The 15,976-nt window shown below is 59.0% G+C and carries 12 protein-coding genes; 7 read left to right on the plus strand and 5 right to left on the minus strand.

What is annotated here, in order from left to right; genetic code table 11:
• Positions 1-3: 3 nt before the first annotated feature.
• The 5 genes from VJ464_10810 to VJ464_10830 form a co-directional block, all read right to left on the minus strand.
• Positions 4-1,260 (minus strand): FtsX-like permease family protein, encoded by a 1,257-nt coding sequence (locus VJ464_10810; GenBank protein HKQ05614.1) that lies wholly within the window; start codon positions 1,258-1,260, stop codon positions 4-6.
• A 52-nt stretch (positions 1,261-1,312) separates the two neighbouring features.
• Entirely contained in the window at positions 1,313-1,885 is a 573-nt protein-coding gene (locus VJ464_10815) for a DUF2318 domain-containing protein (GenBank protein ID HKQ05615.1), read from the minus strand.
• A 258-nt stretch (positions 1,886-2,143) separates the two neighbouring features.
• Positions 2,144-3,658 (minus strand): copper oxidase, encoded by a 1,515-nt coding sequence (locus VJ464_10820; protein ID HKQ05616.1) that lies wholly within the window; start codon positions 3,656-3,658, stop codon positions 2,144-2,146.
• An 89-nt stretch (positions 3,659-3,747) separates the two neighbouring features.
• Positions 3,748-5,193 carry a TolC family protein gene (locus tag VJ464_10825; protein HKQ05617.1) on the minus strand — a complete coding sequence of 482 codons (1,446 nt, stop codon included), beginning with the start codon at positions 5,191-5,193 and terminating at the stop codon, positions 3,748-3,750.
• A gap of 1,404 nt (positions 5,194-6,597) precedes the next feature.
• Positions 6,598-7,152, minus strand: a complete 555-nt coding sequence (locus VJ464_10830; GenBank protein ID HKQ05618.1) for a hypothetical protein — start codon at positions 7,150-7,152, stop codon at positions 6,598-6,600.
• Between the two features lie 706 nt (positions 7,153-7,858).
• Between VJ464_10830 and VJ464_10835 the strand changes: the two genes are divergently transcribed.
• From VJ464_10835 to VJ464_10865, 7 genes are all read left to right on the plus strand, one after another.
• The gene (locus VJ464_10835; protein HKQ05619.1) at positions 7,859-8,263 is read left to right on the plus strand and encodes a hypothetical protein; all 405 of its coding nucleotides are present in this window, start codon (positions 7,859-7,861) and stop codon (positions 8,261-8,263) included.
• Between the two features lie 196 nt (positions 8,264-8,459).
• A complete protein-coding gene (locus VJ464_10840; GenBank protein HKQ05620.1) occupies positions 8,460-9,884 on the plus strand; it encodes a TolC family protein in 1,425 nt (474 codons plus the stop codon).
• Between the two features lie 12 nt (positions 9,885-9,896).
• Complete coding sequence (locus tag VJ464_10845; protein HKQ05621.1) at positions 9,897-11,351, plus strand: efflux RND transporter periplasmic adaptor subunit; 1,455 nt, start codon at positions 9,897-9,899, stop codon at positions 11,349-11,351.
• A gap of 8 nt (positions 11,352-11,359) precedes the next feature.
• The gene (locus VJ464_10850) at positions 11,360-14,452 is read left to right on the plus strand and encodes a CusA/CzcA family heavy metal efflux RND transporter (protein HKQ05622.1); all 3,093 of its coding nucleotides are present in this window, start codon (positions 11,360-11,362) and stop codon (positions 14,450-14,452) included.
• Positions 14,453-14,561: 109 nt separating this feature from the next.
• The gene (locus VJ464_10855; GenBank protein ID HKQ05623.1) at positions 14,562-15,086 is read left to right on the plus strand and encodes an RNA polymerase sigma factor; all 525 of its coding nucleotides are present in this window, start codon (positions 14,562-14,564) and stop codon (positions 15,084-15,086) included.
• Positions 15,087-15,102: 16 nt separating this feature from the next.
• Positions 15,103-15,453: a P-II family nitrogen regulator gene (locus VJ464_10860; protein ID HKQ05624.1), complete on the plus strand. Its 351-nt coding sequence runs from the start codon at positions 15,103-15,105 to the stop codon at positions 15,451-15,453.
• Between the two features lie 106 nt (positions 15,454-15,559).
• The gene (locus VJ464_10865) at positions 15,560-15,910 is read left to right on the plus strand and encodes a P-II family nitrogen regulator (protein HKQ05625.1); all 351 of its coding nucleotides are present in this window, start codon (positions 15,560-15,562) and stop codon (positions 15,908-15,910) included.
• The last annotated feature ends 66 nt before the right edge of the window (positions 15,911-15,976 follow it).

Consider the following 15,976-nt stretch of genomic DNA (forward strand, 5'->3'; position numbering starts at 1 on the left):
CTTTTATACGTATCGCACGGCTTCGGACGGGTCGAGACGCGAAGCCCTAATGATGGGATAAAAGCTGCTCAGCACGCCGATCATCACTGCTGCAACAATCGCGACTAGGGCCAGCACCGGCTGGATATGAAAGGCCACACCGGTTTCCGCAAAATATGGCAAGGCCAGCCAGCTTGCGAGCGTTCCTGCCGCCCATCCAAAAAGCCCGCCGACGACGCTGATTGCCGCGACTTCGATGACAAGTCCTTTGACGATGTGAGTCCTGCGAAATCCGATGGCGCGCAGCACGCCGATTTCTTTCGTGCGCTCGACCACTGCCCCCATCATCGTCGTGAAGATCATCAGCGCGCCGATGGCGAGAACGACCGCGGCCACGGCGGCTGAAAATCGCGTGAGCCGCTCGACGGTTTCGGTGCGGGCGCGGACCGACTGCTGAATGGCTGATACTTTCGCGTGGGGCAGCTTCTCGCTGATCTGCGTGACGATGTCGCCGACGGGACAGTCCTTGCACAGCGCGCTTACTTCGATCAGGCTCAACTGTCCGGGCTTGTTCAAAAGCGACTGGACGTGTGGGAGCGCGCCGAAGATGATGCGGTCGTCCGGGCCACCCGTCGGAGCCAGAACGCCCACGACCCGGTGTTCACGCCCCGCAATCTGTAGCTTGTCTTTCGTGATTTCAAATCCGCCCCGGGTTCCGCCGTCGTGCGCCGCCATCTCAGGCATGTCGGGCATACTTGAAACAGTTTGTACGTGGGATCGCGGCTCGGGTCCGACCAGCGAAAGCGCCCGCGCGGCCTCGTAGCCGACCAGCACGTCGCCGTCGCCCTCAGGCTTCCGCCCGACGATGTGCCACCACCGCTTCAACACCATCTCGCTTTTGAAATCGACCCCGGCGAGCAGTACCTGCTGGCCTTCAACGTTTATAACGCTCAGTAACTTTGGTGAGATGAGGCTCAGGCGGTTGTTGTATGGAATCTCCAGAATCTTTTTAGCGTCTTCGTCGGCCAGTTGGTGAACGTCGAACGAAACGCCGGATACGGTGATTCCTCCATAGTCGAGTGAAAGGCTGTTGGATTGTGGCAGCACGATGATGTTTGCCCCGAAGCGGTCGAGCTGGGCACCGATCTCTTCCTTGATTGAGCCGCTCAGGCTCAGGAGCGCGACGGCGGTGCCAATGCCGATACTGATGCCGACGGAGAGGAATATGGCCTTACCCTTGCGACGTTTGAGGTTGGCAAAGGCGATTGTAGTGATTCGCATTTTTTCTACTCCTAGCCCTGTGAGACCGGCCTGCTGAAACCAAGGTCAACTCTCATTGAAAATACTCGCCGCGGCTTTCAAGCTCGCTCGCTTTAATTACCAGTTGGTCGCCTTCGACGGCGCGCTGTAAACCGATTGGATGACAGCCGCCGTTAACCTCGCCGACGAGCGCGGTCGGAAAATGTTTGCCGCAGTTGTTGCAGACCATGTCATCGCCTTCCTGGTGATAGCCTTTCTTCGCATGGAAGCAGACCTCGCAGGCATCCATCGCCGCCCTGTAGGTTCCGTCCGCGCTCTTGAGCGCGAAGAAGCGCACCGGAGTTTTGTTCGACAGGGCGTAATCGAAAAACTTCGCCTTGCCGCCGACGAGGTCCGCGAGCGGTATCTTTATATCGCCGATGCCGGCTGCGCTTTGAGATGCGTTCTGGCCCGTGTTGACGACAGAAGCAGATCGGGGGTGATCGCCCGATCCGCCGAATGCCAGGTAAGCGCCGAGTCCAACAATGGCAGCCAGGGCGATTAATAAAATAGGGGATAAACGCTTCTTGCGCGGTGTCGGTGATGCGAACTCGGCGCGTTTCTTCTCACGAGATGGGTCTGTGTGAAATGGGACTTGCTTACTCATTACTGCACCTCACTATCTGTTCGTGTTGCCGCGGCGCGGCAATCGGTTGTCAGGCATTCAATTGATTGTGGGCCGGGCAGCCAGCAAAAGCTCATCCGGCCCCAGGTGAAAGTCAGTTGCGCTGCGGCGGCTCTTTGGAGAGGGATAACCTTTCGAATGAGCCGCTCACGGCACCACCGCCAGCGGCGAGCGCACGCCAGCCGCGCTTTGGAAAAACAAAGGACGATCCGGTTAGATCAGTTGAGGCCCGTTTCATGTTTACCCCCCGGAATGCTTGTGCTCCGGCTGCGGCTTATTCTGCTCGACGCGGCCATCCTTTATGTCGGTCATCAGCTTGTCGTACTGGTCGGGTGGGAGCACACGAACGAGCGACATCATCCCTTGAAGCCCGGCCGACCACCCAGGCGCAAGCCCATTGGTTTCGGGCTTGGCCACCGCCTCGTCTATGACCATCATCATCATCATGTCGTCCTGCGGATAGCCGGGAACGAGCTTCTTGGTTTCCATGGATTGGTCGCCGGACATCTGGTGCTGGGACATGTCATGACCGGACATTTGCTGCTGCTGCCCGACCACGTTCGAGGTGGCCTTCTCGCGGTCCGCCGTGATGCCCATGCCGCGACCCAGCGCGGGGCCGAGGTTCTCTGACGTGGCACTGCCTTCCCTTACCATGCCTATGCCTTCTTCCATCCCCGCGCCGGTGTGCATGCCGTGGCCGGCGTGCGCCATCGGCCCGACCATCGACACCATGTTGTTCATCATGTGGTGCGGCAGGTGGCAGTGCAGCATCCAGTCACCAGGATAGATGGCGTCGAACTCGATGTCGCGCGCCTGCGCCACGCCAACCAGCACCGTGTTGCCCGGATACCATGCCGATTGCGGGATGCGCCCGCCTTCGGTGCCCGTGACGTAGAACTGGTTTCCGTGAAGGTGAATCGGGTGATGGTCCATGCCGATGTTGATCAGCCGGATGCGCACGCGCTCGCCGAGCTTGATGATCATCGGCGTGGTCGCCGGCGCCGCCCTGCCGTTCATCGTTAGCCAGTTGAACTCCATCGACATCGAGTTCGGCACGTTGTTGTTCGGCAGCGCGGCAAACTCCTGCAAGACGATGGCGAAGTCCTTATGCACCGGCGGGTCATAAGGCTTCTTAGGGTGGATGATGAAAAACCCGATCATCCCCATCATCTCCTGCATCGCCCCGTGCGAGTGATAGAAGAACGTCCCCTTCTGGTGAACAGTGAATTCATAGACGAATGTCTGGCCCGGCTTGACCGGCGGCTGGCTGATGTAAGGCATGCCGTCCATCTCGATTGGAATCTCCAGACCGTGCCAGTGGATGGTAGAGTCTTCGGGAAGGTTGTTCCTGAAGACCACCCTGACGCGGTCGCCTTCATTGACCTCGATGGTCGGGCCGGGCACGCTGCCGTTGTAGCCCCAGAGGTCGAGCACCTTTGCTGGCCCCATTGAATTAGCCGGCATGATTTCGCGCTTGACGACCTCCGCCGTGAGGTTAAACACCTTCACACCGCCTTCCATCTTCCAAGGGAGCCTGGCCACGTCGGGCGTGATGACGGGCACGTTGCCGGCAGGGGCCTCAGCCATTTTGACTTTTGGCGGGGCCTGCGGCTGCGCCGGAGCTTCCTTTTTCGGGGCTTGCGGCTGAGGCTGCATGTGATGCTCGTGCTGGGCGGCTACCGACTTACCGGCGATCAGGCCGGTCCCGACAATCGCCGAGCTGCGTAAAAAGAAATTGCGTCTGCTCTTATTCATAACTTTGCTCCTGTAGCAATCAGATCCATTGCAAACTTTTCGGTTATTGACATCCCTCTTACCTGTCTAAGAATCCGTCGCCTCAGACGTCAGGGCCGCCGGTTCTCGACGTGATCGGCGCTGCCCTGTCCGCCTGACCGCACGCCGGTCATCTCGACCCGCGCAGGTTCAGCCGATTGAAAGCGCGGCGCGTCGAGTCCGCCCGTCAGCAGGAAGCCTTCCAACTGAATCGCGTTCTGCTTGAGTTCCACGAGGGCATTCAGATATTGTTCCCTGACCTGAAACATGGTGCGCTGCGAGATGAGCACCTGCGGATAAGAGGCGGCCATCTGCCGGAAGCTCGCCAGGTAGAGGTTATATGCCCGCTCGGCGCGAGGCAGGATGACTTCCCGGTAACGCCGCACTGCGTCCGCTGCGTTGTTATAGTCTCTGAAAGCCTGCGCCAGCCTGACGCGCAGGGAGAGTTCAAGACGAGTCATCTCGCGCTCTGCGATGGCCAATTCAGCCTCGGCGGCGGCGATGCCGCCCTGATTGCGGTTGAAGACCGGCAGGGTAATTCCTATCTGGACATTCGCCTCCGGCCCTGTGCGCCTGCCCGTAGCGCCATTAGCAGTTTCCAGGAATTCAGAGCTGTAACCAATACCGCCGCGCAGGAACAGATCGGGGATGCGTTCGGCTTTGGCGCGCGCCAGAACTGCCTGTGCGCGTTCAACCTCAACCCGCGCCCGCTTGATCTCCGGGCTTTCCTGTAGCAAGGTGGCCATGAGCGTCTCCTGGTCCAGGGTCGGGAGATTTTCTTCGAGATTGCCGGCCAATCGCATCGGTGACATCGCCGGCGTCCCGATAACCGACGCGAGCAACTGCCAGACCTGCCGGAGGTTGTTTCTCGCGCTCTCAAGCTCAAGCTCGACCTGTTGTGACTCGATCTCGGCTTCCAGGTGGTCCGGCCTATCGGCTTGGCCGACGTTCAACAACTCGGACGTGGTCTTCACCGCGTCGCGCGCGATCCTGGCGAGCTCGGTGCGGAGGTCAACCATCTGCTGCGCCCCCAAAGTCTCGTAGTAGAGCATACGCACGGTGTTGAGGACGCGCGCCTTCTGGGCAGTGGCTTCGATCTCGGCCTGTTGGACCTCGCGCTCGAATATGCGCTGACTCTTTTTGAGCTTTCCGCCCAGAGGGATGGTCTGTTCTATGAAAGCGAAGTGCTCGCTCTTGTCCCCGAAAGCGCGGAAGGCAAACTCCTCGCCCTGATAACCCACCGTCGGATTCGGCCACAGGCCGGCCTGTCTCCTCCTCCCCTGGGCGGCGCGGATCGCCGACTCCGCCTGGGCGAGCGTCGGGTTGTTCTGCAACGCCGTCCGTTCCACATCGGCAAGCGTCATCACAGGACCGGGCGGAGTTGTCTGTTGCGCTTGCGTGGCCGGCGTTTGCATCTGGTGGCCCGCATGCGGATTGCTCTCTTGCTGCGTGTTCTGAGGCTGTTGGGGCGTCGCTTGCGCAGGCGGCCCGCCAGGCTGATGCTGCATCTCCGACATATTTTGCTGCTGAGTATTAGGAGATGGCTGAGCTGTCATCTCGTGATGGTGTTCCTCCGAAGCAGGCTTTTGGGTTGAGGCCCCGCCTACAGGCTGAGCGCCATGCTCATGTTGAGCCTCTCCCTTGGTATGCATATGCTCGCCGCCTTGCATTTCATGGTGGTCATCTTTTTCCTGGCTGTGTTTATGACGGGCGCTGGCTGGGACGGCAGCCTCCAGCTTCTCTCTTTCCTCAGGCGTAAGCGCAGGCAGCCTTCTGAGGAAGAGTATCGTCTGGCGAATCTCTGTAGGATTATGTGACTTGCCGAACGCGGGCATGCCCGTACCCGGCATACCATTCGAGATGATGCGAAACAACTCGTCATCCGATCTGGACTGCGTCTTTTTCGAGGTGAGGTCGGCAGCGGCTAAGGACTTGCCCCGTTCGGTGTCGCCTTTCCCCGTTGCACCGTGGCAATTCGCACAGTGAGCGTCGAAGTGGTCTAGGCCCAGAGCGACTTCCCCGTCAGTGGCCCCCGCCGTTTGTGAAAGCAGTGCGGCCTGCGTCGCCCGCGCGGACAAACAGACCGCAATTAGTAATGTGAAGAATATGGCAGCAACCGCGCCCTTGATTCCGGCGCGCGAGTTCGCACACAGCGCCGGGCGCTGTCTCCCGATGTTCATGCTTGTGCCTCCTTGTGGTTTAGCAGTTTCTCGCCGAATTGATTTCGGCGCGTGAACACACGGCGTCTCTCAGGTTGGGTTCAGAGAGGAAGGAGTTAGATTCGAAGGACAGAGGCAACGCGCCTGGGCGGAGACCGGTCGGGAGTGCGCGCGGTGGTTTCGCCAACCAGTTCCGCGAATGAAGTATCAGCCGCCGGTGAGACGGCTCCTATTATAGGATGGGGCTGCTGGTTGAAGCTGTCGGCTGACTTGCCGCCTGTAGAAAAAAGCCCTATTTGATCGTGGCTGTGAAAGCATCCCGACCCATGAGGATGGCCGGGGCCCTCGGAGGTAGTGAACGCAGCGCCTCTCGCGTGATGCCCCGCCTGCTCAGAGTCTTTCGGTTTGGTCTGCTTGTGGTGCTCACACCCGTGGCTCCCCAACCCTGCGCTCCCGCTGTTCGAGGCCGCCGCAAAGTTCGCCGGTGCGGGTGAAGAGCAGCCGGAAATGTCGCACAGCACGCCGCACAACTGCGAATACATCAACCCCAGGCTGATCACAACCGCCATCGCAATAATCACTGGGCGTTTCGCAGTGCGCATAGAAAGCATATTCTAGCTGTGCAGCAAGAGATCCCGCAAGCAGAAAACCGGCCTTGCTCGCCTGTCAGTATAATACCGGTAGGGGGTATCAATTATTCCACGCAGCCACATTGGACCAGTCTGAGGTAGGAGAGTCACACGAGTATATTCAACCCCGCCCTCAGTTGTTACTTTCGAGGCGAATGACTGCGGTACGTACCTTGGTAGGAGTGCCGGGCTGAGTCCATGTGAGGATGACCTCATTTCCGGCGCGCGCCATTTGCGGGAAGCCGCTTGCTCGCGCTGCACTCGACTCGGCTACAGTGATAGCTTGGCTGCGCGAACCATTGTGTCTGATTCGGCGAACTTTAACTTCTCCGCCTTTCGCCGCTCGCTCCAGCCAACTCACGAGCGCCGAGCCATCGGCCAGCATTAAAACATCTACACGCCCGACGGGAGTGGCCTCATCGACCTGGATCGGCTGGCCAAAGGTCGCACCGGCGTCACCAGAGAAGACGAGCTTGACTCGCGGGATGTCATTCGCCGCCGTGAACCATGCCACGGCCACGCGCTTGCCATCGGCAGAGACCGACGGCCCATTAACCGGGCAGCCGTGAATTTCCCAGCCATCGGCGCTCAACGTCTTCGGCTCCGTCCAGCGCCCTTTGTTGTAACGCACGACGGAGATGTCGCGGACTTCTTTTTCAAGTCTGGAGGGCTGTCCAATTGGCTGCATCTTATTCCTCTTCTGAAAAGAATGATCCCGGTACAGGCTGCTGTAAGCAAATCCTCAGATGAGAGGACAAACTCAGTATCAGGTGCACATATATATTACCGCGATGGCTGTGCTACCCGACAATGTCATTGATAGAAAGTAAAGCAATATTCAGTTACTTCCCGGCTATGGCAATGGCAAGCGTTGAGTTGTGTGGCTTTCGCAACACTTCAGTTCACACAACTTGGTCCCTACTCATTTCCTACTCCGTTTTTCCCAATGCCAGCGGTTTTTGCGTAAGGGCCATCCAGTGTGTGTAAGATGTGCATTAAACGCTTGCTGCCGAATTTCACAAACCCCATCGCTTGATGATATTCCTGATGTTCAGTATGACTTCGTAGCGACAATGGGCTGTGGCGACGAATGCCCGTTCGTGAGAGCGAAGCGGCATGAGGATTGGAACATTCCTGACTCGAAAAATATGCCGCCTAAAAAGTTTCGAGAAGTGCGCGACACCATCGAAGCAAAGGTTAAAGCTTTATTCTCTCAGCTTGCGGTCTAAACATCTATGATAGGCTAAAAGAAATAGATGCTCGATCCAAAGGTCATTGCTAACTCGCATTCCACAGGGTTCGCTAATTTATCCAGACAACGCAAAGACTCTATCCGCCGGTTTCTGTTGTTGGCATAGCCGAACGGTTGTGGTAGATTGTTTACCAGATCGTAAATGTTACGGATGATTCGAAAAGGGCTGCTCGAACGACAATACCTGCGTCGCGGGATAGTTCTCGCTTTCTTCTTCATGACGATGACCGACCTCGCCTCACCGCAGAATTGCGGCGAAGACGTCTGGGGGTTACTGAAAGCCGCATCGTCCCAGGTGCCCATCCAGGTATCCACCGATTTCGGATCGGAAACTTCCTTCATATCTGCCGATATTCAAAAATCATCTTCAGATTCTGATTCGGCGCCTGCCGAGGACGACTGCTTTTGTTGCTGCTCGCACATCCTGCCCGGTGCAATCTTTCATGCGGATGAGCATAGTTTTGCGCCCCGTGTGAGCGAACCGACGCTCATCGCATTGCCAACTGCTCCGCCACAAAGCGCTTTTCATCCCCCTCGCTTGTCGTAGTTTTCCCCTCCAACTCATTAACTGGACAGGCATCGCTGTGCAATTATCGCTTGCCGGTGGAGAAACTTTTGCTGCCGCGCCTTGCCATCGCTGCTCATCGATCCCTGGCCTTTGACCCTTGGCGCGCTTGAACTTTTTCGAGCGCAGTCCTGAAGGGCGTTATCCACATTAGAATTATTTTTGAAGGGATGGATAGATGGCTACGCAATGGGCCCGCCGGCTGGCGGGGGTTTTCACCACTTCGCTTTCGATCATTATCATCGCCTCCGTGACCACTGGCCAGGTTCCTTTGACTGGTGCCGGTCGTGCGCCAGAGGGGATCATATCGCGTCCGCAGTCGCGCGCGACTGGCGAGGACGCGCTGGCTTTAACCAATCTACCCCGTTCCACGGTGGCGCTCTACGTCGACCCGGTTCAGGGTGCTTCCTCAAGTGACCTCGTGCGCCGAGCGCTTGCGGCCAACGCCGAGTTGGTTGCGACGCGGCTTGACATCGAACGCGGGCGCGCCCGCCTGCAACAGGCTGGGCTGCGGCCCAACCCGACGTTTGATTTCGAGCAGACGACCGGGCGGCTGACCGGCTCGCCCGGCGAACGCGAGACCAGCATCGGCTTCGCGCTGCCGCTCGAACTGAGCGGCAAGCGCCAGCGCCGCATCGACCTGGCGCGCGTTGAGCTTCAAGCCGCCGAGGCGGAAATCGCCGACCGCGAACGCCGGCTCATCGCTGAAGTGCGGGCGGGTTACGCCGAGGCGCTGGCCGCCGTCCGCGAGTTGCAGATCACTGAAGAGTTGATCGACATCGATCTACAGACTTCCCGCGTTATCGAGGTCCGCGTCAACGAGGGTGACTCGGCGCCGCTCGAACACAACCTGCTGCGCGTCGAGGTCGAACGGCTGCGCGCCCGCCGCGCCCTCATCGAAGGGCGGCTGCAAGGCGCGCTATTGAAACTCAAAAGCATCTCGGGCGTGCCGCCTGGTGAGGCGCTACGGCTGCGCGAAGAACTCGCCGCGCCGGACTTCTCAACGCCTCCCGATTCGGTCGCAGCCGCCCTCGACATCGCTTTGCGCACGCGACCCGACCTGACCCTGGCCCGGCTGACTGAGGAAGCAGCACAGGCGGGCTTACGCTTAGCACGTGCGCAGGCGGCACCTGACGTTACCGCCTTCAGTAAGTACACGACCAACCGCTCCGTCTTCGACGACACCCCGGTTGGCGTTCTCCGCGACCGCGATCGACTGCTTTCTTTCGGCGTGTCGATCAGCATTCCGCTCTTTAACCGCAACCAGGGGGCGAAGGCAGAGGCGGAGGTCGTCATCGCTCAGGCGCGGCACCGGCGCGAGTTCACCGAACAGATGGTTCGCGCCGAAGTGGCGAGTGCCTACGGGCGCTACGAAGCGGCGCAGGCAGCCATCAACACCTTCCGGCAAGGCGTCCTTGACCGCTCCGCTCAAAACATCAAGGCGATCCGCGGTGCTTACGAGGTTGGGGCCTTCCGTGTCACCGACCTGCTTGCGGAGCAGCGCCGCTTCGTCGATTCGCAGCGCGAATTCACAGAGGCGCTGACCGAATACTATCGCGCCCTCGCCGACCTGCAATCGGCCATGGGAGTGCCCAAGCCCTGAGGAGATGAAAAGATGATTGACGATAAAAATTTAACCCACACAGACCATGACGTTGAACGCCACGCCGCCGGTCCGGCGACCATGTTGCGCCGGCGCAATCTCCTCTTCATCGTGGGAGCGCTCGTCCTCGCCCTCATCCTCGCGCTGATCTTCTGGCCGCGTCATAAGAGCGCTGGTCCGAGCGATTCCAGGGCGGGTGCCGGAGCCGAACGCGGCGAGAAGCGGGAGGAAGGCGCTGGCAGCGAGGTCGAGCTATCACCCGAAGCGATGACTGCCGCAGGTATTGAGATTGTCGCCGTGACCCAGCGCCCAGCCGTTGCCCTCATGCGCGTCACCGGCGCAGTCGAAGCCAACCAGCAACAGACGCAGCAGGTAACGCCGCTTGCACCTGGGCGCGTCGAGCGTGTTAATGTCGCGCTCGGCGACCATGTGCGCGCAGGAGCTGTGCTTGCCATCGTTTCCAGTCCTGAAGTGGCCGAGATGCATGGGAAGCTGCACCAGGCGGAGACGCGCCTAGCTCTGGCAGAACAAAACTACGCGCGTGTCCAGCGCGCCGAAAACCGTGCCTCGGTCATTCAGGCGAAAGCTCGCCTTGATGAAGCAGAAGCCACATTGCGCCGCACTAAAAAACTCATTGAGCTTGGCGCGGGCGCAGGTAAAGACCTCATCGCTGCCGAAGCCGCCTATAAGACGGCCAAGGCCGATTACGACTTTCAAAGCAACATTTCTCTCAACCGGGAAGTGCAGCAAGCGCGCTCCGAAGTTGAAACCTCGCGGGCAGAGGTTTCGCAGCTTCGCGACAGCCTGACCGCACTTGGAGCCGTCGTTGCAGAGGGAACTCATAGCAAAAGCCCGCATGACACTTCCATCATCGCCTTACGTGCTCCCGTTTCCGGCACGGTCTCTGAGCGGTTAGTCAATGCCGGCGCCGGCATTGAAGCGGGCAAGCCTGTCTTCACGATTTCGAACATGACGATAGTGTGGGTGATTGCGAGCGTGCCCGAGGCGCAGGTCAATGCATTGCGTGTAGGAACGCCGGCTGAAGTGCGGTCCGCCGCTCTCGGTCAGCGTGCAATCGCCGGCCGCGTCGCCTACATCGACACTGCGCTCAACGAAGAGACACGAACGGGCCGCGTGCGCATCGAGGTCGCGAATCCGGGTGAGCAGCTGAAGACTGGCATGTTTGCTGAAGTCGGATTCCAGACGGGAACGAGCGCCGCCGGCAAGGAAGCCGGTAACGACCTGGTGATCCCCGATGAGGCAGTCCAGCGAATCGGGGAACGCACCATCGTTTTTATACCCAAGGACAACGAACGAGGGCATTTCGAGGTGCGCGATGTGGAAGTCGGAGGCACGCTCGAAGGATACCATCGTGTCCTGAGCGGGCTTGCGCTGGGTGATCGAGTGGTGGCAAAGGGCAGCTTTGTACTCAAAGCGCAGCTTCTGAAGAGTTCGTTGGAGGAATAATAACGCTTATGATTAATGGACTCATTCGCTTCGCAGTGTCACAACGCCTGCTCGTCTTGCTAATGGTAGCGATTCTGATTGGCGCGGGCATCTACAGTCTTCAGCGGCTTCCGATTGACGCCGTCCCTGATGTGACAAACGTACAGGTGCAGGTATTGACGGCCGCGCCGTCGCTTGCGCCGCTAGAGGTCGAGCGTCAAATCACTTTTCCGGTCGAAGTGTCGATGAGTGGCCTGCCTGACCTCATAGAGATTCGCTCGGTCTCCAAGTTCGGCCTTTCGGCGGTCACCGTAGTGTTCGACGATTCGGTAGATACCTACTTTGCTCGCCAGCTTGTGCTTGAACGGCTGTCGCAGGCGCGCGAGCAGATCCCCGATGGAATTGGCTCGCCGGAGATGGGGCCGATTTCGACCGGGCTTGGAGAAATCTATCAATATCAACTCAAGGCCGCTCCTGGCAGCGGCTACGACGCGATGGCGTTGCGCACGATTCAGGACTGGAGCGTGCGGCGGCAACTGTTGGGCGTGCCCGGCGTCACCGAGGTGAACAGCTTCGGGGGGCTTGAGAAACAGTATCAAGTTCGCATCGACCCCGCCAAGCTCCAAGCCTATGGCGTGACGTTGCGCAATGTGCTTGAGGCCGTCGGGCGCAACAATGCCAATGTTGGGGGTGCCTACATTGAGCACGGCGCGGAACAATATCTATTGCGCGGAATAGGCCTCGCGAAGTCTGCCAATGACATCGCCAACATTGTCGTCAAGACTGGCAAGGAAGGTGTGCCTGTCTACGTGCGTGATCTCGGCGAGGTGGTGACAGGCGCGACCGTCAGACAAGGCGCAGTGACGACAGATGGGGAAGGCGAGATCGTCGTGGGCATCGCCTTGATGCTTAAAGGTGAGAACTCGCGGAGCGTCGTCAATGCAATAAAGCAGCGCATTGAGACCATTAAGAAAACCCTGCCGAAGGGCGCAGAATTGATCCCATATTACGACCGAGCGGAACTGGTGAATCGAACGATTCACACAGTCGCCAAGAATCTGATTGAGGGGGCTGTGCTCGTTATCATTGTACTCATCCTCCTACTGGGCAACTGGCGCGCCTCGCTTCTGGTGGCGACGGTCATCCCGCTATCGATGCTGTTTGCGGCGATCCTGATGCGCGTCTTCAACGTGTCGGGAAACCTGATGAGTCTCGGCTCGCTCGATTTCGGGCTCATTGTGGACGGCGCGGTAATCGTGGTCGAGAACGCCGTGCGACGCCGCGCCGAAGCGCAGCACGAAGGGTCGCACGAGCCGCCCGAGCGTACGATCCTGGAAGCCTGCCTGGAAGTCGGGCGGCCTGTGGTTTTTGCCGTCGCCATCATCACCATCGTTTATCTGCCGATCCTGAGTCTGACGGGCATCGAGGGCAAGATGTTCAAGCCGATGGCGCTCACAGTGGTCTTCGCCCTAATCGGCGCCCTCATTCTGAGTCTAACCTATGTGCCGGCAGCGATGACCTTCTTGCTGCGAGGGCGCGTCTCTGAGAAAGAGAGCATTTTCATTCGCTATGCGAAGAGGCTCTACGTGCCGTCCCTCGAATACGCTATGGGCCATCGCGCGCAATCGCTTATTGTCGCGACGGCACTGGTACTGGCAAGCTTCGCCCTGTTTCCATTTCTTGGTTCTGAGTTCATCCCTCGATTGGAGGAAGGGTCGCTTGCAGTCCAAATTCAGCGGCTGCCGAGTGTGTCCCTCACGCATTCACTCGAAACGGCCGGCCAGGCCGAGAAGGTGCTTCGCAGCTTCCCCGAGGTTACGAAAGTGGTGTCCAAAACCGGGCGGGCTGAAGTCGCCACTGACCCGGAGAGCGTCGACAAGACCGATGTGTACGTCGAACTCAAGCCGCCTGAGCAATGGACGAGCGCCCGGACCAGAGAGGAGTTGGTTGAAAAGATGTCGAACGCGCTGGAAGCCGGGATTCCCGAAGCCAACTTTAGCTTTTCGCAGCCGATTGAGTTGCGCGTGGCCGAGCTAATTTCCGGAGTCCGTTCTGACGTGGCGATCAAGTTGTTCGGCGACGACCTCGACACACTGAATAAGACCGCCGAACAGCTCGTTCGCGTCGTGAAAAAGGTGAACGGCGCCGAGGATGTAAAGATGGAGCAAGTGGCGGGGCTGCCGCAGCTTCAGATCACGCCGGATCGCGCGGCCATCGCTCGCTACGGGATAAATGTCGAAGACGTCAATGACCTCGTCGAATCGATCGTGGCAGGAAAGTCGGCAGGGTTGGTGTACGAGGGGGAGCAGCGGTTCAACCTGGTTGTTCGCCTGGCTGAGGCAAGTGGTGGCGATGTGGAAACGATTAAGGGCTTACTCGTTTCCGCTCCAAACGGCGCACGTATACCGCTCTCCCAACTTGCCGACGTGTCACTCGTTGAAGGCCCAGCGCAGATTTCGCGTGAGGACACGCGCCGCCGCCTGGCAGTCGAATTGAACGTGCGCGGGCGCGACATCGGCAGCTTCGTCAAAGAGGCGCAAGAGGAGATCGAGAAGCAAGTCACGCTTCCTCCCGGCTACTACATCACCTGGGGCGGCCAGTTCGAGAATCTCCAGCGCGCCACGGCGCGGCTGCTGATTGTAGTGCCTCTGGCGCTGTTTCTCATTTTTGTGTTGCTGTTCACGACATTCAACTCGGTCAAGCAAGCAGTGCTCATCTACACGAGCATCCCCCTGGCCGCGATTGGCGGAATACTGGCGCTCTGGGTGCGTGGGTTGCCATTCTCAATTTCGGCGGGCGTCGGTTTCATCGCACTGTTCGGTGTTGCGGTGCTGGATGGTGTCGTGATGGTGAGTTACATCAACCAGCTTAGAGAACAGGGACGCTCACTGGAACAAGCAGTGAAGGAAGGGGCCGAGGCCCGCTTGCGTCCCATCCTGATGACGGCGCTGGTCGCCAGTCTCGGGTTTGTGCCAATGGCTCTCGCCACTTCAGCGGGTGCGGAAGTGCAACGTCCGCTGGCGACCGTCGTGATCGGCGGGCTCCTGGTCTCGACCGTGCTCAAGCTACTCATCCTGCCGATGCTCTACGGATGGTTCGAGCGCGAGCGAGTCGAGTACTGAAAGGCGAATGCCGCGCTCGGTTCAGGCATCTGAACATACGAGGCATTCATTACATAAATATGCGAGAGGGGGGTCTATGGCGAATCTCAGCAATGCAGTAGGGGTAGCCATGAAGAAAAACAAATCAAGGTCAGGCACCGAGGCAGATAGGTCTATCCTGGAGTCGGCTTACCGCCGGTTCGGTGCGCATGTCTATTCACTCTGTAAGCAACTGCTCGGCGACGCCCTGGACGCGGAGGCCGCCACGGTCAGAGCTTTCGTCAGGGTCGCCCGTCATCTGGGCCAGGGTTGGGACGATTCACGCACGTTCTTATACCTGCGCGAGATAGCGATCTCCGATTCACTCGCTACATTCCGCACCCCTTCCGCGGCGCTAGAGGAGGTGAACCGGGCAGTCATCGAAACGGCACCCGCGGGTGAGGAATGCAACCATCGACTACCTCTCAAACCGGCGCTTCTTGACTTGCTCATCGCCCAACTGCCCGAGGCCGAGCGCATGGCCTATGTACTTCACGACGTGGAAGGCTTGACCGACGAAGCCGTCGCGATCCATCTGCGGATGAGCAGAGAGGCGGTGCGTCACTATCTGGGCAGCGCGAGGCTGGCGCTGCGCCGACTCTGGCTCTCGCAATAATCCGGAGGTTATTAGAATGAAAATCATTACTGCCATTGTGAAACCTTTCCAGCTCAGCAAGGTCACGCATGCGCTCGAGGAAATCGAAGGCTTTCCGGGCATGACGGTAACCGACGTGCGCGGCTTCGGGCGCGAAAAGAGCGCCCACCTGGAGGGCGCGCCGCATCGTGTGATCGAAGACTTCGTCGAGTACGTCAAGAAGACTCGTATTGAGATCGTGGCGCGCGACGACATGGTTCAACAGATTGTTGAGACGATTGCGCGCGCCGCCCACACCGGCAACCAGGGCGATGGCAAGGTCTTCGTCTGGCCGGTCGAGCACGCCGTGCGCATCATGACCGGCGAGACGGATGACGCCGCCCTCTGACGTCCTGGTGAATCATCTACAAGCGCGCCGGCGGCGACCGCGACATGGGCTTTTAATGGCTATGCCTTTAGTGGCCGGTGAGTGGCCGTAGTTCGAGAGAGTTCGAATGAAAATGATTATCGCCATCGTTCAGCCTATCTGGCTCACTAATGTCGTCGCCGCCCTTGAAGCTATTGAGGGATTTCCGGGGATGAGCATTTCGAGCACGCGAGGGTTCGGCCACAGCAAGAGCTTCGAAGGCGTTTACCCTTATGGCCTGAAGCTCGAAGATTATGTCAACTACAATGAGATGCTGCGGTTCGAAATCGTTGTGCGCGACGACATGGTTGACGATGTCGTCGAAACGGTTGAGCGCGCCGTCCGCATGGGCAGCCGCCATAACGGCATGATTTATGTCTTGCCGGTTGAAGGAGTGGTCCGGCTGCAAACGGGAAAGATTAACGATGGGGCGCTCTGAAGAAGGTTGTCAGAGGAGAACGCCCCAGGGAATTTTTGTGTTCTCTACAAGAGAAACGAACGGATG

It is taken from the genome of Blastocatellia bacterium (assembly GCA_035275065.1).
GTDB lineage: Bacteria > Acidobacteriota > Blastocatellia > UBA7656 > UBA7656 > DATENM01.